The organism is Marinomonas arctica (genome assembly GCF_003259225.1).
Lineage (GTDB): Bacteria > Pseudomonadota > Gammaproteobacteria > Pseudomonadales > Marinomonadaceae > Marinomonas > Marinomonas arctica.
On record NZ_QHJF01000001.1, the window covers coordinates 25,244 to 48,244 of the forward strand.

Here is a 23,001-nt window from a genome sequence, read left to right on the forward strand (position 1 = left end):
TACCAAGATTGCTGGATTATTCCTAACGAAAAAGCAAAGTATAAAAAAAATTTATGTACTTTCTGATATAAATCATAATTTCTTACGGACAAACAAAAAAAACCAGCATGCGTTCACATGCTGGCTTATAAACTAAGAACAATGTGGCCGAGTAGACCACTAAAAAGTGTTAGCCTATGACAGCGCCGTCTTCACGGGAGATAGCAACCACACTGGAACGAGGAACCGACTGCCCACCATTTGGCCAATGAGAATTACCATCTTCACCTGGGTGCTGAACACTGATAAACATAGTCGTTTTACTCGCATTCCAAGCAAGACCAGTGATTTCACACTCTTTTGGCCCTACTAGGAAACGGCGAATTTCACCCGTTTCTGGATCACCGACTAACATCTGATTATTGCCTTGACCTTGGAAGTCTTTTTCATTCGAATAGTTACCGTCTGTTTGAATCCACAACAAACCTTTCGAGTCAAACTTCAAGCCATCAGGCGAATTGAACATGTTGTCTTGATTAATGTTTTTAGAACCCGCATTCGCGTCAGTATATACTGCTGGGTTGCCCGCTAAGACAAACAAGTCCCACTTAAATTCCGCACTAGTATGATCTTCGTTCATTGGCATCCAACGTACGATCTGACCAAAATTATTTTTAACACGAGGGTTCGGGCCAACCGCTGGTGTCTCATCGCCACCAGCGTTTGGTTTAACACCACGATTCGAATTGTTTGTTAACGCGCAGTACGCCTCTACTTTATGTGGATGAGAGGCTACCCATTCTGGGCGATCCATCGTCGTCGCACCGACTTTAGAGGCCGCCATACGGGTATGAATCGCAATCTCCGCTTCTGTCATACCAGTGGTTTTTGGCGTTAGAGCTAGCCACTCACCGCGGTTATTGTCATGGAATTTGGCAACATACAGTGTGCCCTCTTCCAATAGATCACGGTTATTACCGCCGGCTAAATATTTGTGCTTAGAAACGAAACGGTACAAGAACTCACCACGCTCATCATCACCAAGGTAGACAACTACGTGACCATTTGCCGCAATGGTTAACTCAGCATTCTCATGCTTGAAACGGCCGAGTGCAGTACGTTTTTTAGGACGAGAAGTTGGATCCAAAGGATCAATCTCAACAATGTAACCAAAGCGGTTTGGCTCGTTTGGCTCTTTGTCTAAGTTAAAACGATCATCAGACAAAGCCCAGTTATAACGACCTTCGTTACTGACACCATAACGTTTGTAATCATCAGGCATTTTAAAATCTTTACTTGCAGTGAAGTAACCATTGAAATTTTCTTCGCAAGTTAAATAAGTACCCCATGGCGTCTGACCATTACCGCAGTTGTTCCAAGTTCCTTTTGCTACCACACCTTTTGGATCTTCAGAGGTTTGCATCCATTTATGGCCACGGGCAGGACCTGTAATGTCCATTTCAGTGTCAGCGGTGATACGACGGTTATAAGGAGAATCTTGAACAATGCCCCATTTACCACCGCGTTGATCGACTTCAATGATAGACACGCCGTGCGCCGCTTTGTTTTTGCGTACATCATCGGCGTTGATTGGCATACCATCCGCACGGTTAGCATGAAGTGTTTTTTCATTGGTGTATTCGTTGTTGATGGCCATAATTTGTTTGCCATCTTTTACAAAGAAAGCCATACCATCGTTGTGATCGCCAAAAGCCAATTCTTGAGACGCTCCAGTGCCGCCTGTCATTGGGTCAAAAGCCGGTGCATTACTGAATAATGGATCTCCCCAAGACGCCACCACTTCCCACTTATAACCTTCTGGCACCGTAATCGTATCCAGCGTGTTGGCTTTGACCATGCTGAACGCTAAACGAGATTCAGCGGTCTCTGCTGCAGCAAGCGCATTGCCAGCTGCCAATGTCGTAGAACCCATTACGAATGCACTCGCGCCAACCGCCGCACCGCCACTCAAAAAGCCACGACGAGACACCATTCTATGTGCTACTTCCTCAAACTCAACCACTTCTGGCGCTGGACGTACTAACTCATCTAATTCATCAAAGCTTAAGTTCTGTTTTTGTTCAATAATCATAATACTGCCCTATATTGTCTAATAGATTTATTTGATTCGTAGCGTTTTTAAGTAGCGCGCCCACAACGACGCAAACAACGCCTTCTCCCCTGCAAGAGAAGTTGTCTTAAATCTATAAACAAAACATGACATTAGGATGACAATTAAACGACATTATCATGATAAAGTTCGTTTAAGGATGTTAGCTATACCATTTTAAATCGAAGAACCGCGGTATAAAGCAAGCGCACCATGACGCACTTCCAAGCCCTCGCGAATGGATTTTTTTAAGCCTTTCACCACCAAAGCATAGGAATGATCAATCTGACGTTGAATTTCTCCCATTGGTAAATCGCCCTCTACGATAAGTGAATTCCAATGACGTTTATTCATATGATAAGCGGGAATCACATCACTGAAGACATCACGCAACTCAATGGCATGATGCGGATCACATTTTACATTGAGTAACAGACGCCCCTGATACTGACTTAATAACGCAAACATTTTGCCTTGAACTTTAAACACCGGGGTATGATCGTCAAAGGGATAATCTTCAATCGATTCAGGTTTAGATAACAGGTACTTTTTTATCGCTAAACTATTCACCAACAGCATCCTATCTAGCATGTTATAAAACATTCTTAATGAATAAATAAACTTCGCTCAACAAACTTGCAAGCAGCATAAATAAAAAAACCGCTTACTGATGACTCAATAAGCGGCTTCTATTAAAGAGGACAGTGAAGACATTTATGCTTGGTGAGCCAGATACTCATCATAGGTGCCTTGGAAATCAATCACTTTTTTCCCTTTGATTTCGATGACTCTGTTTGCCAAAGAGGACACAAAAGCCCTGTCGTGGCTAACAAAAATCAAAGTACCATCAAACTCCAACAAAGCGTTGTTTAACGCTTCGATGGCTTCCATATCCATGTGGTTAGTCGGCTCGTCCATGACCAAGACGTTTAAGTCCATCATCATCAACTTACCAAACAACAAACGGTTTTTCTCACCACCAGAACACACTCGTACTTTCTTATTGAAATCATCTGCGGTGAACAACAAACGCCCCAACATAGCACGTACTTTTAGATCATCGTGCTTGGCAGTACGCCATTTTGACATCCAATCGAACAGGGTTAAGTCGCAATCGAAATCTTCAGTACTGTCTTGTGGGCAATACCCAATCACTGCGTTTTCGGCCCATTTAATCTCACCCTGCTGAGCATCTAACTCATTCATTAGGCATCGTAAAAAAGTGGTTTTACCCGCGCCGTTTTCACCGATAATTGCCAATCTTGAGCCGGCTTCTAAAATCATATTGCCGCCGGTAAACAGCAACTCATCGTAACCATGACCAAGGTTTTCTAAAATCAACGCATGACGGTGAAGTTTCTTGTCTTGTTTGAAGCTCAAAGAAGGCGTCATACGACTGGATTGTTTGACTTCCGCTAATTCAATTTTTTCCAATTTTTTAGCACGAGAGCTGGCCTGTTTGGCTTTTGAGGCGTTCGCAGAAAAGCGATTCACAAACGCTTGGAGGTCATCCATCTCGGCACTTTTCTTCGCGTTCTCAGTGAGTAACTGTTCGCGAATCAAAGACGACGCTTCCATGAAGTATTCGTAGTTACCCGGATAAATGCGCAACTCACCAAAGTCAATGTCTGCCATGTGCGTACACACAGAGTTCAAAAAGTGACGATCGTGGGAAATAATAATCATGGTGCATTTGCGTTGATTCAACACACCCGCCAACCAGTTAATGGTATGAATGTCCAAGTTGTTGGTCGGTTCGTCCAATAACAAAATATCAGGGTTCGCAAACAAGGCTTGTGCCAACAACACACGCAACTTCCAGCCCGGTGCCACTTGACTCATCAAACCAAAATGAAATTCTTCCGCAATGCCTGCTTCCAACAGAATATCACCTGCACGACTTTCCGCACTGTAGCCATCCATTTCAGCAAATTCGGCTTCCAACTCCCCCGCACGCATGCCGTCTTCTTCACTCATTTCCGGCTTGGCATAAATCGCGTCACGCTCTTGTTTGACTTTCCAAAGTGCCACATCGCCCATAATAACGGCATCAACAACCGTATATTCTTCAAAAGCAAACTGATCCTGACTTAAGGTACCCACTTTTTCACCAGGGGTAATAGACACGTTACCAGAAGTCGGTGTTAGTGCCCCACTGAGGATTTTCATAAAAGTAGACTTACCGCAGCCATTCGCGCCAATTAGGCCATAACGATTACCGTTACCGAATTTTGCCGAGATGTTTTCAAACAATGGCGTTGCGCCAAATTGCATGGTGATATTAGCCGTGGAGATCAAAGGAAAAAGCCCTAAACAAAGAGAAAAGAAAAACGTTTATATAGACCACTAAATTAGGGTCGAAAGACAAACACAAAGATGGGCGAATATAGAGATTTCGTCAGCTAAAGTCGAGGATTAAGTGATGTTTTTTTGAACGTTTGCCAGCGGTGTTTCTTCTTTGCCTTGGGCGGAAGGCGAGGATGTTTCTGTCTCTGGCGTTGTTTGAAAATTCTCGGCCGTCGTTGGTGATGCCTGAGACTTGTGCGGTTCCGCGGCGGCTTTTTTGGTATCAAGCGTTAAATAGGCTGTGAGCTGCGCGATGACAAAGCTCAATACCTCCTTGCTGGCACCGTTAAGTAAATTTTTTCTGGCGTTTCGAGTAATGTCCAATTGAGTCGTTGCGCCCAAGACAAAACTAGCCAACAACCCAGCCGGGCTGGTGGCTTTGCCAAGCAAATTATCGATGGCCTTATCACGGGATATTTTAGCGCGTTTTTCCAAGATCTGAGTACGCAAATAAAGCCGATCTCGCTGTTTGTACATACGGTTAATACCAAACATAATCAGTCCTCATCCGTTGGAATAATAGCATCTAAAGTACGGGTAAAATTCATGCCCTCAAGAGTACGTTTAACCAAATACAACAAAACAACGGCGCTGATAAAAGTAATTAGGGTGGCGGTTAGCAAGATACCCACCAACGAAAAACCATAACTCCACGCAACCGCCGCACCTGTTGCTATGATGAGCAACCACGTGGTTAATATAAGAAAAACCACACCACACATTAAGGCAAGGAGCTGGGCGCTCGACGCCACCCATAACTTCGCTTCTAACGCCCCTAGCCCTAACACACTCTTTAGCCAGCTTTTATGGGCTTCAGCCACCGCATCAAGATCCGATGGCGCTTGCTGTGGTTCAGAGTGAGGTGCTTCCATGAATGCTTTCCTAATACTTATTTACGCTTGCATAATAAACTAGCGGCTAGAGCACCCGCTAAAAAGGCAATACCAATGGTCTTAACAGGATGCTCTTTGGCATACTCCCCCACGGCAGAAGAAATTTTTTCCGATTGATTTTTGGCCGTATCTGCAATTTTGTGAGCTTGTTCACTGATTTGCTGAGCCACTTCTTCAATGCGCTCTTGGCTTTGCTCTTTCATCTCAGCCGCACTATCAACCCCTTTATGGGCGGCTTCGGCTGCGTTATTTACTTTTTCATGGGCTTTTTCTTGGGTCGTGCTTTTGGTAGTTGTAGCCATTTTTCATTCTCCTTTTAGAATTAAAATTTTCTTTCCAACGCCAATATAGCGACGAAAAACGGCCCCTTCTTGGACCGCTCTTTTGACTGGATAAACAGTCTAAAAAGATAAAAATGAGATTCTTTGTTTTGCCACCAGTTGCGCAACAAAACGAAAAAACATTTATTTACCTTTCCTTACTTACACTACGGGGTTAATTAGCCGTGGTCAAATGCACTCACCAAAACACCTCTTCTTTCCTTTTTTTATAATCAATCTTTAAAATAAACGTATTATTGCTCAAGATAAGACAGTTAAATAAAAAAAAGCAAACTCGTGCCACCTGCACAGTTTGCCTTTTTAGGATAAACTCATAAAGATACCTATTGGTTTGCTACAGATTGACTGTCCATCCGTATATTCTGTAAGCAACACTATTTTTTCACATCGACCCAAGCATCCCAGCCTTTCCATTCATCCAGATCAAAATCACTGTTCACTTCCACGCTCTCATGTTTATCAGGATGACGTTTAAACACCTGCACATTGATGAACTTTTTAATTAAGCGAGACATAATGCTCCTCCTTATCCTTAATAATTTTGGAAACATTAGGCTAGCACTGAAAAATGCAAGGATACGTCAGAAATAGCTAAAGAAAGTCTCTTTCCCCATTCGATGGACAAGGCTCCACGTTCTTGACATAGAATGCTTATAAAAAGGAAAAGTGACCGCTTTAATCAATAAAAGGCATAAAACCGACACTTTAATATGAGATCAACTAGACCAGTGACGAGCTGAAGCCACTGTATTTTTTAATAAAGGCCAATCCAATAAGCTACGCTGATAATCACCTGCCTTACCATCAAGACAAATACCATAAATATCTAATCGAAAAGCTAAAATCGCAAAAAAAGCATCAACAGCTCCAGCTTTATCAAACATAAAGGGGCCCTTAGCCTGCGCAAAAATAACCTTTATGCGCTCAATATCTTCTTGTATTACCCCATTAAAATCAGCCAAAGGTTCGATTTTTTCAAACGTAAACGGGCAGCGAGAACGTAAACTAACAAAACCAGAGTGCATTTCCATGCACAGACTTCTAGCTTGCGCTCTTTCTGACTGCTCCCTTGGATACAATGCCCCATCTGAGCATTCATTAAAATACTCCACAATCGCCAAAGAATCGCACACAACAAAATCATCAACCAGTAACGCTGGCACCAAGCCTGTTGGTGAATATTTCAGTACTTCAGCTTTATAACCAGGTTTCTCTAAATCTATCAATATAAGATCTGGTTGAATGTTGACCAATCGAGCACATATAAAAGCACGAAGTGACCAAGTAGATAAGGTTCCCACAACTAACTGCATACGACATTTCCTTGTTATATTTCAGAAAAGTAATCAGATCTACTTCAGCTTGGTGACTAAAAGTTGCTCAACCCTAACGCCTTCCAAATCCAATACTTCGAACTTATAGCCTTCATGAACAAAAAAATCAGTACGCTTTGGCAAACGCTTCAAGCTATAAGTAATGAACCCTCCCAAGGTTTCATATTGGGTGCGATCTGGAAACTCTTCAATGCCCAAACTGCGCATCACATCATTGATCGGTGTAAGCCCTTCTATTAACCAAGAATTTGCGTCACGCTGAACGATTTGTTCTTCGTCATGAGGCGTTAATAAGCCCCCCATAAAGCCGCCTAACAAATCTTTTACTGTCACAATACCAACGATAGTGGCGTACTCGTTAACAATAACAGCAAACGCTTGTGGCGCGACTTTAAAGGCATTGAGAGCCTCTGAAAGAGTCAGCGTTTCAGGCAAATAGAACACATCTTTGTCAATTTTTTCTGGCTTAATGTGCGCCGGTTCACCCTTTAACACCAAACGTAAAATTTCTTTTGATTCTATAATGCCTTGGATTTTATCCAAACTGCCATCACACACTAAAAAATCATTATGGGGATGATCAATGATTTTCTGACTAATCTCTTCACTACTGTCATCAATATCAAAATAAATAATCTGATCTCTTGGCGTCATGGTACTGGAAATGCTTCGTGTTTCTAATTCAAACACATTACCGATTAACTGATATTCTTGTCGCTGTAGACTGCCATCTTCCGCCCCAGCGTCCATCATGGCAACAATGTCTTCCGTGGTAACGATTTCTTCACGCTCAATCGGCACATTCAAGACTCGCAAAATGGTATTGGTTAAGCCGTTAAATAGAAAAACCACTGGCGTTAGTATAAACGTCACCCACAGCATGGGCGTTACCATACGGATAGCCACGGCTTCAGGCATGATAATCGCCAAGCGTTTTGGCAATAAATCAGCGAATAAGATGAACAAGGATGTAAGACAAAGAAACGAAAAGACAAAGCTGATTTGATCTAATAATGGCCCAGAATAAATCAAGTTCACGACTTGCCTGATATAAGGCGTTAACGTTTGCTCACCGATAATACCGCCTAAAATAGCAATAGCATTTAGGGCTATCTGAATCATCGCGAAAAATGCACCAGGCTTTTGCTGTAATTTTATCACCGCCTGAGCTTTTACGTTGCCTTCATCTGCGAGCACTCGCAGTTTGATTTTCCTCGCGGCGGCCATGCCTATTTCAGACATAGCAAACAGGGCACTGGCTATAATCAGCAAGCCAATACTTAGCATATCACTCATTTTGATCTCTCTTGTTGCTAGGAAGACGGAACCAACTCTCAAATAGACATTCCGACATTATTAAAGCAGCATTATAGAAGGTAGTTAAATCGATACAATGCTTATTTTCTATACTTTCAGAAGGGTTATAGACGATACTCAACATACAGATGACACCGTAAAATAGCGCAATAAGATTTTTTAACTCACCCATCAAGGTCGATCATGATTATCACACTAACCACTCCCGCTATGCTATTCCCTGCGGTTTCATTATTGCTACTGGCTTACACCAATCGCTTTGTCACCTTGGCCTCCATTATTCGTAACTTTGATCCGAAATTGGAAGATGAAAATATCAAAGAGCAAATTGCTAACCTACGTAAACGCATTTATTTGATACGTCGCATGCAAGAAGCAGGGGTAATCAGTTTCTTTCTTTGCGTATTGTCGATGATGGCAATCTATCTAGAATACCAACAAGCAGGCAGCTATATCTTTGGTGCCAGCTTGGTTTGCCTCATGTATTCTCTGTATTTATCCGTTCGAGAGATCACCATCTCATGTGATGCCTTAGAGCTGCATTTACAATACTTTAGTACCAACTTTAAACAGCATAATCGCAAAAAATAATGTTAATGACGCAATACGTGAACATTAAAACCTTTTAGTGAAGAGGTACCACTTGCGTAATGAGAAAAATACTCTGCGAAATTTTCATCCATGACTTTTTTGTGTGTCAAACTGGCGTGACGAAGAAAAAGTACACCCTGCTTACGAATGGCAATGCCCTGATGGGACACATTCATATTGGTGCCAATCCATTGTTTTAATGACCAGTCAGGACGCACCATGCTAATCACACTGCCAGAGGGAATACGATCTAGTAACGCTTGGTCTACTCGCCCCTCAGCACCAACAAACAACGCAGTCAAAGGCACGTAAGGTAGGTAAGCAGGTTCTGGTGAAAAAGCGCTGCCCTCGGCTTTTAGCTGACCCAACAGCGTTGTGCACTTATTAGAAGATGTGGCATCACAGCCTAAAATCTCACCAGTAAGATGCTGGTACCAAGCGGCTTTATCGATAAGGGTTTGCGCCACTCGGGCAGCACCTCCCGCCACTTCTGGCGTGATATCCAGTAATTTGTCTTGATTGTTGTGAAACCAATCCAAACTGGGGAAATGATTACGTGACACAAAAGACACCTCCCCATTTTTGTAGCGCAGTGCCATTAGGTTGGCTTCAAACTCAGCCGAAGACGTCGACATAACACCTGCCAACAAAGTTTCAACATAAGTCGTGCAATCAAATACATCAAAACGCATCAAAGGATCTTTGTCATATTTCCCTTGCTCCCCTTCACCAACACTGCCGCCGACATACACAGCCCCCAATAACACCTGACTCAAGGCATCCATTTTTTCGACGTAAGATGAGGAGTCTTGTGTAACGTGATGGCGGTCTAGCGTCTGAAAAAAAAGCGCTTTATTCGCCGCATCAAGCCCATTGACCGACACTGAGTCCGTTGCGCTTGCTGGTACTGCGATCGGAGATAAAATACCTAAAACCAATGAGCCAACCATTAACGCTCTTTTCATTCTATGACCCATATACACATCCCCATTACGACCAATATCCGTCACACACATAAAAAAACAATCACTGGTTAAAAAACACCCTCTTTATATGCTAGTATTTAACCCAAGTTAAAAAAATGACGCTGCAGGTATAAAAGCAATTTATGCAAATCAACAACACTTCATTTCCTTATGGTCAACAAGGCTTACAACGCAGCCAAGACAGATTAGACCTCGCCAGCCAAAAAGTTGCCAACGCATCGACTCAAACGCTTGGTCAAAATAGCACCCAAGCTAACGCTAGATATGGCTCCGCCATTCAAGACGGCTTACTGGAAGCCAAAAGCAGTGAGCTAGAAGCGAAAGCCAATGCTAGAGTCATAGACGCCTCCGATAAAACCATCGGTCGACTCATTGACATCACGGTTTAGACAAAACGCTGCAATACGCAAGTAATTCGCGCACCTCAACTTTTGAGGTAAAACGTACAATGCGTTTCACTTCTTGCCCATCCTGCAACAGGATTAAAGTGGGCCAAAGCTTAACACCAAATTGCCGCCCAAGTCGTTTCCCTTTACCATCAAAGACCTTGATATGAGCCATGTCAGCATTTGACTTCATTGTGTCCTCTATGGCGTCACGAGCCGCTTGACAGTGTCCGCACCAAGGCGCACCAAACTCCAACAGAACAGGTCCCTTTAAACCTTCAATTTCTTCAAGGCTGGGTGCCTCTTCGGCATATTCTGAATTAAAACCGATGGTCATTGCCTGCATCAAAAAATCCTCTTTTCACCATTTGAATAAGCCACACTGCTGTGAGATAAAGCACTGTCAAACCACAATCATAAGATAAGGATAAAACACCATGTTCAGCCACATTATGTTAGGCGCCAATGATGTACAAGCGTCAAAAGCATTTTATGATGCAACGTTTAAAACACTTGGCTATGGCGAAGGCTTTGTTGATCCAAAAGGTCGATGCTTTTATCGCACAGATACTGGTACCTTTGCGATTACGAAACCAATAAACGGCGAAGCGGCCAGTCACGGCAATGGTAGCACGATTGGTTTTTCAGCTACATCTGAAGAGGCGGTAAAAGCTTGGCATGCGGCAGGGGTAGCAAATGGCGGAACCAGCTGTGAAGACGCGCCAGGGATTCGCTCATTGGGAACCATGAAATTGTATTTGGCGTATTTAAGAGACCCATCAGGTAATAAACTTTGCGCCATGTATAGACTGTAAACACACAATCATTATTAGGTAGTGACCATGGATCACTACCTAATAACGTTAAACTCTTCTCGACATTCATCGGAACCCATTTCAAACTCGCGACAAATCCAAGGACGATTGTCATAAATAGTACAGAGAAACGTGTTTCTATCGACCGCAGAGCACCAGCCATCGTCGAGCCTCAGCATGGTCTCACCACCCCACTCATCGACCGATATGTGCCTATCTGGTACGCCAGTGTCACTGATGATCATCACCTCCATGCGACAACAGCATGCCTGACATTGCGAGCAAGTCACACTAGAGTCAACGATATTCTTGAGAGCAATGGTCATAAGCCGCCACGAGTGATTGAGAAAAACGCAATATACACCTGATCTCAATGAGAAGATATTAACCAGATTAATATCGAGAGAATCTTTGTCGCTGTTCAGGGCCATCGACTAAAAAGCCCCCATTGATGAGGGCTTCCTGAATAACGCCAACACTTACACCTTAAATTTCACCACCAACTCATTAAGCTCTATCGCCAATCGCGTCAGCTCTGCCGTACTGGCGCTGGTCTGATTCGCTCCGACAACCGTTTGCGCGGCCAAGTCACTAATGGTTGTGATATTGCCATCTATTTCTTTTGCCACGTTAGACTGCTCTTCTGCCGCACTGGCAATGACATGATTACTGTCGCTGATAGCAATAATGCGTGCGGTAATTTGCTCTAATGCCTTAGACGCTTCAGCGGCAACGGTTTGTGCTTGGTTGGTTTTTTGGCTTGTGCTTTCCATAGACGTCACCGCCTCATTGGCCGAAAGCTGAACCTGACGTACCATGGTCTCTATTTCACCGGTGGACTCTTGGGTACGATGGGCAAGATTTCTGACTTCATCGGCGACAACCGCAAAACCTCGACCCGTTTCCCCCGCACGAGCCGCTTCTATCGCCGCGTTTAAGGCCAACAAGTTGGTCTGCTCTGCCACGGCTCGAATCACATCTAGAATCTGACCAATTGAGGCCACTTGCTCGGCCAATTGATTAATCACTCGAGTGCTGTTCGTCATCTCTTTATTCATATCAAGAATCACAGCCGTTGTTTCACCAACTCGCGCTTTGCCTTCTGCCGCCAATGTGGCTGAATCAGCAGACGCTTCTGAGGTTTGCTGCGCTGTTCGAGCCACTTCATCCACCGCCGAACTCATTTGCGCAATAGCAGAGGCAGCCGATTGAATCTCGTTATTTTGCAACATCAAACTATTCGACGAACTTTCCGTGACAGAGCTTAATTCTTCCGCTGCCGATGCCAACTGGCTAGAAGAATCACCAATGTGAACTATGGCCTCTCGTAGATTCCCCTGCATCGATTTAAGTGCATTGGTTAAACGAGTCAATTCATCCTTACCTTCTGGCACAATGGCCTGTGTCAAATCCCCTTTAGCAATGATCTCGGCAGAATTCACCGCATCTAAAAGCGGCTTGTTAATGCTCTTTGACAGTACCATGGCAATCGCGACCCCCAACGCCACAGAGATGGCTATCACGATATTGATCAAAACAAAGCCTTCGTCATACGTTTTTACTGAGTCTAAAGCCGCTTCATCCGCTTCCTTTTGATTTGCTGCCACCATGGCTCGCAGCATCCTCACCATGTCATCAGCTGCGTCGTTCATTTCAGGTAGAAGCACTTCGGCTGCCAACTGATCCCCCTTCATGACCAATTCAGTCACTTGTCCTTGCAGTCTATAATAATTACTTTCTTGTTTCATAAACTGCTCAAGCGAACGTTTTTCACTCTCTGTATCAATAGTTACTTCATATTCGGCACGCGCCTTGGCAACATTCTTTTTTATTCTATCAAGCGCAGAAAAGGCTTCTTTTTTACTCTCTTCGCTTGTTGAACTTAATAACCTTAATGTAAAAATCCTGACCCGCATCAGATCCGTACTCATATCCCCCAAGCTTGTAATAGCTGGCAAAACATTTGTTTCAATCAATTCTGAATTTGAGCGAATCTTATCCATCGTAGCAATACCAACGCCACCTAGAATAATCATCAAAATGATTGCCGATGAAAAACCCATCAATAATCGCGATCGAATATTTATATTCCTTAACATTACCTTATCCTCTTTTCGTATTTAACACTCAAAAAGCAGTCACCTGACAGAACAGCCAACGGCAGAAAACAACAAAAACTGTAAAGCAAAATAGCGGTAAAGATTCTCATAATAAAATGCTTACCGATGGCTTTTTATTTTTCAGACATTAAGGTTTCATTTAAAAACCAGCTTTCAAAACTCTGTGTCGACAACGGTGGAGAAAATAAATACCCTTGAATGACGTCATATCCTATTGCTTTTAAGTAAGACAATTGTTGTTGTGTCTCTACCCCTTCTGCTATAGCCACAGCGCCTATTTTCTTACTAATAGAAAGCACCATATAACTTAACTCTACAGAAAGCTTATTCTGTAGCGCACTGACAAACGCTCTATCTAGCTTTAGCTGGGAGACTGGAAACTTTAATAATCTTTTTAAATTTGAGTACCCAGTCCCAAAATCATCTAATGAAATAGTCACACCGATCGAATGAAGCTCGCTAACAACATCAACAAAAGGATCTGATGGCTTTATTTTCTTACTTTCCGTAACTTCCAGCACCAAGCAAGTCGCCATAAGACTATTCTGCTCCAAGATGGTCTGAATCTCGTTTTTTAGGCTAGGACAGCTAAAGCTAAGCGGAGAAAAATTAACGGCAATAAGAGGGACATTTATATTTTTTTTACGCCACGCCGCCAGCTGTCGACAAGCTCCACGGAGTACCCATAAATCCAGTTCAGCAATGAAACCAAAGTTTTCTGCTAATGCAATAAACTCGTCAGGGGCAACATGCCCTAACTCTTCGTTATGCCATCTAGCCAACACTTCAACACCATAAAGCTGATTACTCGACACGTTAATTTGAGGTTGATAATGCAGGGCTAATTTGCTCTGTTGCAAATCTGTTCTTAACATCTGAGCCATACTTAAAGACTGACGGCTATCACGCAAATAGGACTCCACATAGTCACTAGGAGTAGGGCAAGCCTCTTGTATAAGCAAGCTACAAAAATGCTGACCAAGTAACTGAAACGTCTCTACTTGCACCTTAATTTTATAAGACTCACTCTGAGTAGGCATGAAGGTGAGAGTGATACTTTTTCCGACAATACGCCTAAATTCAGCAACAGAGTAAATGCGCTGTTCGGCTTCAGACCAAAAGCAGCCCAGAGGCAATAGAGCGTCATTTTTTGAATAAAAACGCGAGGAAGACAACATTTTTTGCGCCTGATTGTTACACGAAACAATCACATCATTACTGTCTAATACAATAAAGCCATGATTCGTTTCTTGTAACTCCTGCCAATCATGTCCAGTATTCATCCCCTCTGTTTTCACAAGTCAATCCTTCTACTGCATGCTTCGATTAACACCAGACACGGTCTTTTATTTGTCTTTAAGACACAAACCTTCACCAATATTGCCTATATGGCAAAAAGTGTCAAGCAAATTGCCTGTCAGGTTTTGCCATATAGGCAAAATTAAACGGATAATCTTGCCATGAATATTGGCCACGTTATTAAAACCTTACGTATTCAACGTAAGATGACACAAGAACAAATCGCACTGGAAGCTGACATGGCCACCAGCAATGTGTCACGAATTGAAAAAGGTCAGAGACAACCTTCCCAGAAAGTATTACAAAAACTAGCTAAGGCACTCAATACAAAGCCTTCTACATTGTACGCTGCAAGCGAACAACCCCTAGAAGACATAGCTGATTTTTTAAGGCAGGAAGAGAATACAGAGAAAAATGTAGGAACAGACTCCCTAACCTTCACTCAAGATACAAAAATTCTAATCACTTTATTCAATGAACTAACACCTAATAATAAATCTTTATTATTAGAACAACTTAAAATCTTACACAAATGGCAAACTAAAATTGGCCAATAAGGCAAAATCTGCCAGCAAAGTCATTAACAGAAGCCCACGGCAAAACGCACCCTAGGCGCCATAATAAAAAATCGCAAAATAATGGCAAACCGTTCCAGCGAGCACAAACAAATGCCACACCAGATGGCCGTAGTGCAATTTCGAGTCGATCACAAAAAACACCACTCCCAAGGTGTAAAGCACGCCGCCCAATACCAACAAAAGTAAGCCATTCGGTTCCATTAGGGAGACAAGTGGCTTAATAGCGATAAGGATAAGCCAACCTAAAACAACATATAAGGTCGTAGAGAGCGCAGGATGAGATGCCTTTCCAAAGGCTTTAAGGGCCACGCCAACCAGAGCCAACGTCCAAACCGCCGCCAGCAGCGACCATCCCCAGACGCCTTGTAACACCCCCAAGGTAAACGGTGTATAAGTGCCTGCAATCAGTAAATACACTGCCGAATGATCTATCACACGAAATACATATTTCGCCTTACCTTTTGGCATTGCATGATAAAGTGTTGATGCCAAATAGAGCAAAATCATCGTGCCAGAAAAGATACTAACGCCGACTAGAAAACTCACGTCAGCGTAATCAATCGCACTTAAAATAAGAAACGGCGTACCCACAATTGCGGCCACTAGCCCCAAGCCATGGCTGATACTATTAGCGACTTCTTCGCCTAACGACTGTCCTCGATTGGGAACCGCAGAAAAGAACTTTTTCATACTCAACGCCTCCTAAGTGAAGAAATAAAAGCATGAAACAAATAAGCGTATTTAACAACGAAAGACATTGAATAAATAAAGCAAATCAGAAGAAAACCAGCGGCAATACTTTTCAGCGTTTACACACCATAGGTGCCTGATAATCAAGTTTCAATAATTTGAAATAATTCTCTCCCAACGCAATATTACGAAATGCGTTATCATCCAAATATTGAAGTATGCGACTCGTGGCCTCTAATTCTTTCTGGTAAACCTTAAAATTATTTCCTCGGAAGGCAACAAAATCCGAGCCTGGCAAAATACGTTCTGCATAACGATTAAGAAAAGCCACATACAAAGGCTGATTGGCTGCTTTGCTAAAATAATAATCCTCTAAAATTCGCCATGATATATCGATCATCAAATTCGGATATTGGTCCAACAATCGCGACAAAATAGCAATATGTTCAGAGGCCTTCATGTTTGTCTGCTCATAAGACAAGCCCATGTGCGCCCAGACTATTTTGTTATGTGGATACAAGGCTAACGCCCGTTCCATTAAAGGCAAATACAAGGTAGGTGAGGCATCGTTCCCTATGTCTGAATGAATGGTGATTGGATAATCTCTCGCTCTTAACTCCGCCATAAAACCGGCCCATTGAGTAATATCTTGAGGAGTAGCGGGTTTATGACGATTATTGAATTGCGCTTGCTTCACCAAATTGACCTCCCCCATCCAATGAAATAACCCTGGGTATTCCTTTTCATAAAGCGTCATCAGGGCGACAGTGGGCTCGGGGTCGGACAAATCAGTAAAGGTCATAGACAATGTCAGATGAAGATCATCCGGTTTGTATTCCAGCATATTCGCGGCATTGACAAAATCATTACGCGTGGTAGGCGACACGGGCGTACCAGGGCATTTTAAATAATTAGAACAAAGAGAGTCTGACGGTAGCATTTGCCCGATGCCATACACGTTAGCAAATCGAACACTGGTCTGCGATAAGTAGTCATTCACCTCATTAAACGGAATAGCCCGGCCATCAAACGGACGATAATGCAAGTGCGTATCCACCACAGCGGTGTAGGGTTCAGTTTGTCTGTCATAACAAGCGGATTCTCCTTTGAACGAATCCAATGAACGCAAAACTGGCGTGTTATCGGAAGACGCACATCCACTCAGCAACAAAGAAACCAACAGACCACATGGTAAACAACGACGCATAACACACATTCCCAACAGTTTACAGGCTCAATAAGGTAAACACTTTAAAGCATTACAAAACATCTCTGCCTCTGTGTAAACCACTGTTCGATGTTTATCTTAAACCTCATCCAATTGACTCAAAGTAAGGCGCGATGTAATCACTAGGTAAGAAACAAGAGCAGCACGCCAAACAAAATTCGATACCAACCAAACGCCACAAAGGTGAACTTTTCTAAAAACACCATAAATAACTTCATCACCACAAACGCACTAAGAAAGGCGACAACAAAACCAAACACCAAGGGTTGCCATTGCTCGCCAGCAAATTCCTGATAGTTTGACAGTAAATCATAACCTGAGGCCGCCATCATCACCGGTAAGGCTAATAAAAAAGAAAACTCAGCACTGGCTTTCCGGCTTAACCCCACCAGTAAAGCCCCCACTATGGTGGAGCCGGCTCGACTAGTGCCAGGAATAAGCGCTAATAGTTGCGCAACCCCAACCCACAACGCTTGTTTAAAGCTCAAGTCATCTAAATTTTCAACACTGGGAGATCGATGCTTAAGCCACCTTTCCACCATTAAAAAAACAATACCACCCACAATAAACATGGTGGCCACAACCGACACGGAAAACAGGGCTTTTATTTGGTGACGAAACAAAAAGCCCACTATAGCAACGGGTAAAAACGCCACAAAAACTTGACACCACAAACGACAATGCCGAAGTGTAAAACGCGCTTTATAATTGGCGATAACAGCCAAAATCGCCGCCAGTTGAATGATCACCTCAAACGCTTTATTACCCTCTGTTTGCTCCATACCCAGCCACTGACTGACCACAATCAAATGACCCGTTGAAGAGATAGGCAAAAACTCCGTTACCCCTTCCACCAAACCTAAAATGCCACTCTGTAATATATCCATCGTTGTTGACCTAAGTTATTCCTCGAACAAGTGTAAAAAAATGCTTGGCTTTTTTTGAAATGGGCCATACTAAAAGGGCAACACTATAGACAAAGAAATGTGAAAGAAAAGTAAAAAGTCGAGCAACATGGTTTCATCTGAAAACATTATCTTTGCTTTGACCTATGATCATCAAAACGCTATTTTGTACGGTGCTTTTTTCACCCCTGCCGTACAAAGCTGTTTTCTCATAGGAACGACCCATGTCCACCCACCACTACTATCAACTGCAAGGCTACTTTCGCGAACTGATTGAGCTAAAAACCCTCAAATCAGGCAGCAAGTTGCCATCGGAGAGAGAGATAGGGGAACAATTCAAACTTACCCGCGTCACGGTTCGGCAAGCACTGCAAAACCTAGAAGCTGAAGGTCTTATTTATCGACAGAATCGTAAAGGCTGGTTTGTCACACCACCTGCTGTGGTATACAACCCATCCAGTCATCTTAGTTTTAATTTGTACGTCACGGAACAAGGCTTCGTGCCGCATACAGAAAAATTGATGCAACAAATTGAACCCGCCAACGCCTATATTGCCCAATTAATGAACATTCCTGAGCACGCACCAGTGCTGTATCTTCATCGCCGCCGCTATATCAATCAACGCCCCGTATTGATTGAAAAAATGTACATCAACACAAGATTATTACCCGGCATCGAAAAAGAAGACCTTACTCAGTCTTTAAGCCAGCTGTTGAAAAATAACTATCAGCGGGAATATCGAGACATGGATTTGGTCTTTAAATCCACATCGTTGCCAAGCAGCGCCGCCGATGATTTGGGCATTTCAGCAGGCCAGCCGGGCTTACACATCGAGCGCATTAACTACACGGCAGACAAACAAGTACTTGAGGTGGATTACGAGTTTTGGCGGCATGATGCCGTTACCATCAACATCGCCATCCGAGACTGACCGACCTTGTAGCACCCTACTTCCAGCGCCTTTTCCTTAGAAAGGGCTTTTTCCTGTCGCCCCAGCCTAATAAATTCATTCTTATGTCATCGATTTGACATATTTGGCTGATATCTTGCTTAACCAATCTGGTCTATACCAGTTTAAATCAATCTCAAATGATGAAAGATGGAGAAGTGAAGATGACTATTAAGCCCTTGATAAAAAGTCTTAGTGCTATCGCCGGTATCGGTATGGTTTCCATAGCCGCTCACGCAGCAACAACAGAACTCACTGTCTACTCTGCCGTAGAAGCGGAAGATTTGAAAAAATACGCGGCTCGCTTCAATCAAGACCATCCAGACATCAAAATCAATTGGGTACGTGACTCAACAGGCATAGTCACGGCTAAACTACTAGCAGAAAAAGCCAACCCTCAAGCCGATGTCGTTTGGGGCTTAGCGGCGACGAGCTTAATGCTGCTCAAAAACGAAAATATGCTCGAAAGTTACAAGCCAAAAAACTACGATCAACTGTCCCCTAAATTTAAAGACACATCAGAAAATCCTGTGTGGACGGGCATGGACGCGTGGATGGCCGCCATCTGCTACAACACAGTCGAAGCCGAAAAACTTGGCTTACCCAAACCGACTTCGTGGCAAGATCTCACAAACCCTGTTTACAAAGGCCACATCGTAATGCCAAACCCAAGTTCATCGGGCACAGGCTATCTGGACGTCAGCAGTTGGTTGCAACTGTTTGGTGAAGACAAAGGCTGGGAGTACATGGATGCGCTTCACAACAACATTGGCACCTATACGCATTCAGGGTCTAAACCTTGTAAATTAGCGGCATCAGGGGAAACCGCTATTGGTATTTCATTTGCTTTTCGTGCGGCCAAATCCAAAAAAGAAGGCGCACCACTGGACATCGTTTTTCCAACCGAAGGTTTAGGCTGGGACATGGAAGCCACGGCCATCATCAAAGGCACAGACAAGCTTGAAGCAGCCAAAATCCTAGCGGATTGGGCCGCCTCTCAAAAAGCCAACGAAATGTACAACGAAGGCTACGCCGTGGTGGCCATGCCAGGCATTGCACAACCTGTCGAATACTTCCCAGCCAATGCTGAAGCACTGATGATTGAAAACGACTTTGCCTGGTCAGCGGCCAACCGCGATGCGATTTTAACAAAATGGCAACAGCGTTATGACAGTAAAAGCGAGCCAAAATAACTCCCACACGTCAATCACAGAGTGAAACAAGTGGGATCAAGAAAGACCCGTCAGACGCACAGTACCATGTGGGTCTGACGTTTTTTTGATCAACCGTATTTTACAAGGATTATAATAGAGGGCGACTTATGTCTAGCAAAGTATCCAGTAACGCCTATTTGGAACTTCATAACATTCATCAATCCTTTGGCTCTCATCAAGCATTGAAAGATGTTTCATTACATATTGCCGAAGGGGAATTTGTCTGTTTCTTAGGTCCTTCAGGGTGTGGCAAAACCAGCTTATTGCGAATCATTGCTGGCTTAGACACGCCAACCTCAGGTGTTCTCTTACAAGCGGGTAAGGACATAACCCACGCCCCAATCAAACACCGAGACTTCGGTATTGTCTTTCAATCCTATGCGCTTTTTCCCAACTTAACCGTCGCTGACAACATCGCCTATGGCCTTGTATCCCAAAAGGTGTCCGTTAATGACCGCCGAGCTCGTGTCAAAGAGTTATTGGCTACCGTCGGCCTGTCAGGAAGCGAAAGCAAATACCCAGCGCAACTATCAGGTGGTCAACAACAACGCGTGGCGCTTGCCCGAGCGCTCGCCACGTCCCCCGGATTATTGCTCCTCGACGAACCACTTTCTGCTTTAGACGCCAGAGTGCGTGCGCATCTGCGTCAAGAAATCAAACAATTGCAAGAAAAATTGGGCGTCACAACCATCATGGTGACTCATGACCAAGAAGAAGCCCTGACCATGGCCGATCAAATCGTCGTGATGAACCAAGGCGTGATTGAACAAATTGGCTCGCCACAAAATGTTTATGCCCACCCACACTCCCCTTTTGTCGCCGAGTTTGTTGGTGAAATGAATTTTCTCAGTGCCGAAGTCACAGGCGCGGGACAGATGCAATCCGGTCAATTAACACTGCATTGCGATCAATCCACTCACCTTATGCAGGGAGACAAAGCGCAGTTAGCTATTCGCCCAGAAGACGTGCGCTTCTCAACCAATCAACATGACAACAATACACTCAGCGCTCAGGTCATTCATCTAGAATTCTTGGGCTCACGGGTCCGTTCATTATTAAAACTGGACAACCACAAACGCCCAATATTGGCCGATATTTCTATGAATGAAATGGCTAACTTACAGTTAAAACAAGGCCAAACCGTTCAGTGCCAGTTACCACAGGATCGTCTGCATGTGTTTGGGGGTGCGGCATGAGTCAAACCATGACCAATAAAGCCACCCTCACGACAACCAAACGACCTTGGCTTGGACGTCGTAGCCTAGATGAATGGTCGCTTGGCGGTGTATTGATCATTGGCGTACTTGGGTTATTTATTTGTGTGGTCTTGCCGCTTTATACTCTGCTGTCTAAAAGTGTGCAAAACAGCGACGGACAATTTGTCGGCTTAGCCAACTTTGCCCAATTTGTGTCCACTCCTAGCTTATTTAATTCCGTCAGTAACTCGTTATCGATTGCTTTAATATCGACCACCATTGTGACCAGTCTGTCTTTTTTGGCTGCGTACGCCATTAGTCGTACCCGCATTCCGCTAAAAAACACCTTTCGCACCCTGTTGGTTTTGCCAATCTTAGCGCCGTCTTTGCTGCCTGCGATTAGCTTGGTGTATTTATTTGGTAACCAAGGGATTCTCAAAGAATTACTGATGGGAGAAAGCATTTACGGCCCCATCGGTATCATTATCGGCTCCTGTTTCTGGACCTTTCCTCACGCCTTGATGATCATGTTAACCGCCCTCGCTAACACCGATGCGAGGTTATACGAATCCGCAGAAGCACTGGGCGCATCGCCCATGCGCACTTTTTTCACCGTCACACTGCCAGCAGCAAAATACGGCATCATCAGTGTGGCGTTTGTTATTTTCACTCTGGTGATTACTGATTTTGGTGTGCCCAAAGTCATTGGCGGTCAATTCAATGTGCTCGCCACTGACATTTATAAACAAGTCATTGGCCAACAAAATTTTGAAATGGGTGCCGCTGTCAGTATCATACTCTTGTTACCTGCGATACTCACTTTTGCAACGGACCGTTGGCTACAACGCCGTCAGTCTGCACTGCTTACCTCCAAAGCCGTGCCGTGGACACCACCCGCTCGTCCCTTGGTTGATAAGGTGTTTCTCGGGCTTATGTGCTTCATATCGGCCTTTATAGTGAGCATTATCGCCATGGCCGTTTACGCCTCTTTGGTGACTTTTTGGCCTTATAATTTAAGCTTATCACTGAAAAATTATAACTTTGACCTTATGGACGGTGGCGGTTGGGCAGCCTATTGGAACTCTATCCAAATGGCATCCTATACGGCGATTATTGGTACCATTTTTATTTTTTTCCAATCGTACCTAGTCGCGAAAATGGCCGGTTTTGCTGTGCTTAAATGGCTTTTCCATCTGTTCGCCATTCTGCCGTTGGCGGTGCCCGGTTTGGTGTTGGGCCTAGCCTATATCTTCTTTTTCAACGCACCAGACAACCCACTCAATGGCATTTATGGCACTATGACTATTCTAGTGGTATGCACTATCAGCCACTTTTACACCGTCTGTCATTTAACCGCGACCACCGCACTCAAACAGATCGATGCCGAATTTGAAGCCGTGTCCGCGTCCCTTAAAGTGCCGCAAATCCTCACTTTTTGGCGTGTCTCCTTGCCAGTGTGTATGCCCGCGGTACTCGACATAGCCAGTTACCTTTTTGTGAATGCCATGACGACAGTGTCAGCCTTAGTGTTTTTGTACTCATACAACACCAATTTGGCCTCTGTGGCCGTGTTAAACATGGACGAAGCGGGTGATATCGCTCCGGCGGCAGCCATGGCGGTCATGATCATGCTGACCTGTATGGTCGCCCGCTTGATTCATTGGTTATTAGGCAGCGTATTGCTCAAACATACGCAGCATTGGCGCCAACGCTAGGAGTCGCT

General features: G+C 43.9%; 25 protein-coding genes. 8 read left to right on the plus strand and 17 right to left on the minus strand.

The annotated features are described in order from the left end of the window. Nucleotides 1-169 precede the first annotated feature (169 nt). From DK187_RS00115 to paeA, 9 genes are all read right to left on the minus strand, one after another. On the minus strand, nt 170-2,071 hold the full coding sequence (locus DK187_RS00115) for a PhoX family protein (protein WP_111605299.1): 1,902 nt from the start codon (nt 2,069-2,071) through the stop codon (nt 170-172). Nucleotides 2,072-2,266: 195 nt separating this feature from the next. Beyond that, the gene (locus DK187_RS00120) at nt 2,267-2,680 is read right to left on the minus strand and encodes an MmcQ/YjbR family DNA-binding protein (protein ID WP_239494807.1); all 414 of its coding nucleotides are present in this window, start codon (nt 2,678-2,680) and stop codon (nt 2,267-2,269) included. A 123-nt stretch (nt 2,681-2,803) separates the two neighbouring features. Continuing rightward, on the minus strand, nt 2,804-4,387 hold the full coding sequence (locus tag DK187_RS00125; RefSeq protein ID WP_111605301.1) for an ABC-F family ATPase: 1,584 nt from the start codon (nt 4,385-4,387) through the stop codon (nt 2,804-2,806). A gap of 117 nt (nt 4,388-4,504) precedes the next feature. Further along, a complete protein-coding gene (locus DK187_RS00130; protein WP_111605302.1) occupies nt 4,505-4,930 on the minus strand; it encodes a hypothetical protein in 426 nt (141 codons plus the stop codon). 2 nt (nt 4,931-4,932) lie between these two features. Further along, a complete protein-coding gene (locus DK187_RS00135; RefSeq protein WP_111605303.1) occupies nt 4,933-5,307 on the minus strand; it encodes a hypothetical protein in 375 nt (124 codons plus the stop codon). Nucleotides 5,308-5,324: 17 nt separating this feature from the next. Beyond that, a complete protein-coding gene (locus DK187_RS00140) occupies nt 5,325-5,630 on the minus strand; it encodes a DUF883 family protein (RefSeq protein WP_111605304.1) in 306 nt (101 codons plus the stop codon). 413 nt (nt 5,631-6,043) lie between these two features. After that, nucleotides 6,044-6,184, minus strand: a complete 141-nt coding sequence (locus DK187_RS21075; protein ID WP_162623458.1) for a hypothetical protein — start codon at nt 6,182-6,184, stop codon at nt 6,044-6,046. 201 nt (nt 6,185-6,385) lie between these two features. Further along, entirely contained in the window at nt 6,386-6,982 is a 597-nt protein-coding gene (locus DK187_RS00145) for a glutathione S-transferase N-terminal domain-containing protein (protein WP_111605305.1), read from the minus strand. A 39-nt stretch (nt 6,983-7,021) separates the two neighbouring features. Continuing rightward, a complete protein-coding gene (gene paeA / locus DK187_RS00150; protein WP_111605306.1) occupies nt 7,022-8,299 on the minus strand; it encodes a polyamine export protein PaeA in 1,278 nt (425 codons plus the stop codon). Between the two features lie 204 nt (nt 8,300-8,503). Between paeA and DK187_RS00155 the strand changes: the two genes are divergently transcribed. Next, a complete protein-coding gene (locus DK187_RS00155) occupies nt 8,504-8,911 on the plus strand; it encodes a DUF2721 domain-containing protein (protein ID WP_111605307.1) in 408 nt (135 codons plus the stop codon). A 2-nt stretch (nt 8,912-8,913) separates the two neighbouring features. On the opposite strand, the gene DK187_RS00160 is transcribed toward DK187_RS00155, so the two are convergent. Continuing rightward, complete coding sequence (locus DK187_RS00160; protein WP_223232212.1) at nt 8,914-9,876, minus strand: N-acetylmuramoyl-L-alanine amidase-like domain-containing protein; 963 nt, start codon at nt 9,874-9,876, stop codon at nt 8,914-8,916. 143 nt (nt 9,877-10,019) lie between these two features. On the opposite strand from DK187_RS00160, the gene DK187_RS00165 reads away from it, so the two are divergent. Beyond that, on the plus strand, nt 10,020-10,286 hold the full coding sequence (locus DK187_RS00165) for a hypothetical protein (RefSeq protein WP_111605308.1): 267 nt from the start codon (nt 10,020-10,022) through the stop codon (nt 10,284-10,286). On the opposite strand, the gene DK187_RS00170 is transcribed toward DK187_RS00165, so the two are convergent. Beyond that, nucleotides 10,276-10,629 (minus strand): thioredoxin family protein, encoded by a 354-nt coding sequence (locus DK187_RS00170; protein WP_111605309.1) that lies wholly within the window; start codon nt 10,627-10,629, stop codon nt 10,276-10,278. The genes DK187_RS00165 and DK187_RS00170 overlap by 11 nt on opposite strands. 91 nt (nt 10,630-10,720) lie before the next feature. Here DK187_RS00170 and DK187_RS00175 point away from each other — a divergent pair, with 91 nt between their 5' ends. After that, entirely contained in the window at nt 10,721-11,098 is a 378-nt protein-coding gene (locus DK187_RS00175; protein WP_111605310.1) for a VOC family protein, read from the plus strand. A 35-nt stretch (nt 11,099-11,133) separates the two neighbouring features. Here the strand turns inward: DK187_RS00175 and DK187_RS00180 are convergent, their stop codons facing one another. The 3 genes from DK187_RS00180 to DK187_RS00190 all read right to left on the minus strand — a co-directional run bounded on the left by DK187_RS00180 (nt 11,134) and on the right by DK187_RS00190 (nt 14,516). Next, nucleotides 11,134-11,424: a YkgJ family cysteine cluster protein gene (locus tag DK187_RS00180; protein ID WP_111605488.1), complete on the minus strand. Its 291-nt coding sequence runs from the start codon at nt 11,422-11,424 to the stop codon at nt 11,134-11,136. A gap of 153 nt (nt 11,425-11,577) precedes the next feature. Then, the gene (locus DK187_RS00185) at nt 11,578-13,197 is read right to left on the minus strand and encodes a methyl-accepting chemotaxis protein (RefSeq protein ID WP_111605311.1); all 1,620 of its coding nucleotides are present in this window, start codon (nt 13,195-13,197) and stop codon (nt 11,578-11,580) included. A gap of 134 nt (nt 13,198-13,331) precedes the next feature. Then, on the minus strand, nt 13,332-14,516 hold the full coding sequence (locus DK187_RS00190) for an EAL domain-containing protein (RefSeq protein WP_111605312.1): 1,185 nt from the start codon (nt 14,514-14,516) through the stop codon (nt 13,332-13,334). 162 nt (nt 14,517-14,678) lie between these two features. Between DK187_RS00190 and DK187_RS00195 the strand changes: the two genes are divergently transcribed. Beyond that, the gene (locus DK187_RS00195) at nt 14,679-15,074 is read left to right on the plus strand and encodes a helix-turn-helix domain-containing protein (RefSeq protein WP_111605313.1); all 396 of its coding nucleotides are present in this window, start codon (nt 14,679-14,681) and stop codon (nt 15,072-15,074) included. A 51-nt stretch (nt 15,075-15,125) separates the two neighbouring features. Here the strand turns inward: DK187_RS00195 and trhA are convergent, their stop codons facing one another. The 3 genes from trhA to DK187_RS00210 form a co-directional block, all read right to left on the minus strand. After that, complete coding sequence (gene trhA / locus DK187_RS00200) at nt 15,126-15,785, minus strand: PAQR family membrane homeostasis protein TrhA (RefSeq protein WP_111605314.1); 660 nt, start codon at nt 15,783-15,785, stop codon at nt 15,126-15,128. A 112-nt stretch (nt 15,786-15,897) separates the two neighbouring features. Then, entirely contained in the window at nt 15,898-16,992 is a 1,095-nt protein-coding gene (locus tag DK187_RS00205; RefSeq protein ID WP_111605315.1) for an amidohydrolase family protein, read from the minus strand. A gap of 143 nt (nt 16,993-17,135) precedes the next feature. Next, complete coding sequence (locus DK187_RS00210; RefSeq protein ID WP_111605316.1) at nt 17,136-17,900, minus strand: undecaprenyl-diphosphate phosphatase; 765 nt, start codon at nt 17,898-17,900, stop codon at nt 17,136-17,138. A gap of 242 nt (nt 17,901-18,142) precedes the next feature. Here DK187_RS00210 and DK187_RS00215 point away from each other — a divergent pair, with 242 nt between their 5' ends. The 4 genes from DK187_RS00215 (at nt 18,143) to DK187_RS00230 (ending at nt 22,993) form a co-directional block, all read left to right on the plus strand. Next, nucleotides 18,143-18,850: a UTRA domain-containing protein gene (locus DK187_RS00215; RefSeq protein WP_111605317.1), complete on the plus strand. Its 708-nt coding sequence runs from the start codon at nt 18,143-18,145 to the stop codon at nt 18,848-18,850. Between the two features lie 182 nt (nt 18,851-19,032). Beyond that, nucleotides 19,033-20,061 (plus strand): putative 2-aminoethylphosphonate ABC transporter substrate-binding protein, encoded by a 1,029-nt coding sequence (locus DK187_RS00220; protein ID WP_111605318.1) that lies wholly within the window; start codon nt 19,033-19,035, stop codon nt 20,059-20,061. Nucleotides 20,062-20,189: 128 nt separating this feature from the next. After that, the gene (locus DK187_RS00225) at nt 20,190-21,278 is read left to right on the plus strand and encodes a putative 2-aminoethylphosphonate ABC transporter ATP-binding protein (protein ID WP_111605319.1); all 1,089 of its coding nucleotides are present in this window, start codon (nt 20,190-20,192) and stop codon (nt 21,276-21,278) included. Further along, on the plus strand, nt 21,275-22,993 hold the full coding sequence (locus DK187_RS00230) for a putative 2-aminoethylphosphonate ABC transporter permease subunit (protein WP_223232213.1): 1,719 nt from the start codon (nt 21,275-21,277) through the stop codon (nt 22,991-22,993). The genes DK187_RS00225 and DK187_RS00230 overlap by 4 nt, the downstream gene beginning before the upstream one ends. The last annotated feature ends 8 nt before the right edge of the window (nt 22,994-23,001 follow it).

Excerpts from the sequence above, each read along its gene's own strand:
- DK187_RS00120 (WP_239494807.1), bottom strand. The coding sequence starts at position 2,680 with ATGCTAGATAGGATGCTGTTGGTGAATAGTTTAGCGATAAAAAAGTAC.
- paeA (WP_111605306.1), bottom strand. The coding sequence starts at position 8,299 with ATGAGTGATATGCTAAGTATTGGCTTGCTGATTATAGCCAGTGCCCTG.
- DK187_RS00225 (WP_111605319.1), top strand. The coding sequence starts at position 20,190 with ATGTCTAGCAAAGTATCCAGTAACGCCTATTTGGAACTTCATAACATT.
- DK187_RS00220 (WP_111605318.1), top strand. The coding sequence starts at position 19,033 with ATGACTATTAAGCCCTTGATAAAAAGTCTTAGTGCTATCGCCGGTATC.
- DK187_RS00160 (WP_223232212.1), bottom strand. The coding sequence starts at position 9,876 with ATGAAAAGAGCGTTAATGGTTGGCTCATTGGTTTTAGGTATTTTATCT.
- DK187_RS00115 (WP_111605299.1), bottom strand. The coding sequence starts at position 2,071 with ATGATTATTGAACAAAAACAGAACTTAAGCTTTGATGAATTAGATGAG.
- DK187_RS00185 (WP_111605311.1), bottom strand. The coding sequence starts at position 13,197 with ATGTTAAGGAATATAAATATTCGATCGCGATTATTGATGGGTTTTTCA.
- DK187_RS00205 (WP_111605315.1), bottom strand. The coding sequence starts at position 16,992 with ATGCGTCGTTGTTTACCATGTGGTCTGTTGGTTTCTTTGTTGCTGAGT.
- DK187_RS00140 (WP_111605304.1), bottom strand. The coding sequence starts at position 5,630 with ATGGCTACAACTACCAAAAGCACGACCCAAGAAAAAGCCCATGAAAAA.
- DK187_RS00165 (WP_111605308.1), top strand. The coding sequence starts at position 10,020 with ATGCAAATCAACAACACTTCATTTCCTTATGGTCAACAAGGCTTACAA.
- DK187_RS00130 (WP_111605302.1), bottom strand. The coding sequence starts at position 4,930 with ATGTTTGGTATTAACCGTATGTACAAACAGCGAGATCGGCTTTATTTG.
- DK187_RS00230 (WP_223232213.1), top strand. The coding sequence starts at position 21,275 with ATGAGTCAAACCATGACCAATAAAGCCACCCTCACGACAACCAAACGA.
- DK187_RS00155 (WP_111605307.1), top strand. The coding sequence starts at position 8,504 with ATGATTATCACACTAACCACTCCCGCTATGCTATTCCCTGCGGTTTCA.
- trhA (WP_111605314.1), bottom strand. The coding sequence starts at position 15,785 with ATGAAAAAGTTCTTTTCTGCGGTTCCCAATCGAGGACAGTCGTTAGGC.
- DK187_RS00210 (WP_111605316.1), bottom strand. The coding sequence starts at position 17,900 with ATGGATATATTACAGAGTGGCATTTTAGGTTTGGTGGAAGGGGTAACG.
- DK187_RS00145 (WP_111605305.1), bottom strand. The coding sequence starts at position 6,982 with ATGCAGTTAGTTGTGGGAACCTTATCTACTTGGTCACTTCGTGCTTTT.
- DK187_RS00175 (WP_111605310.1), top strand. The coding sequence starts at position 10,721 with ATGTTCAGCCACATTATGTTAGGCGCCAATGATGTACAAGCGTCAAAA.
- DK187_RS00170 (WP_111605309.1), bottom strand. The coding sequence starts at position 10,629 with ATGCAGGCAATGACCATCGGTTTTAATTCAGAATATGCCGAAGAGGCA.
- DK187_RS00180 (WP_111605488.1), bottom strand. The coding sequence starts at position 11,424 with ATGACCATTGCTCTCAAGAATATCGTTGACTCTAGTGTGACTTGCTCG.
- DK187_RS00195 (WP_111605313.1), top strand. The coding sequence starts at position 14,679 with ATGAATATTGGCCACGTTATTAAAACCTTACGTATTCAACGTAAGATG.
- DK187_RS00135 (WP_111605303.1), bottom strand. The coding sequence starts at position 5,307 with ATGGAAGCACCTCACTCTGAACCACAGCAAGCGCCATCGGATCTTGAT.
- DK187_RS00215 (WP_111605317.1), top strand. The coding sequence starts at position 18,143 with ATGTCCACCCACCACTACTATCAACTGCAAGGCTACTTTCGCGAACTG.
- DK187_RS21075 (WP_162623458.1), bottom strand. The coding sequence starts at position 6,184 with ATGTCTCGCTTAATTAAAAAGTTCATCAATGTGCAGGTGTTTAAACGT.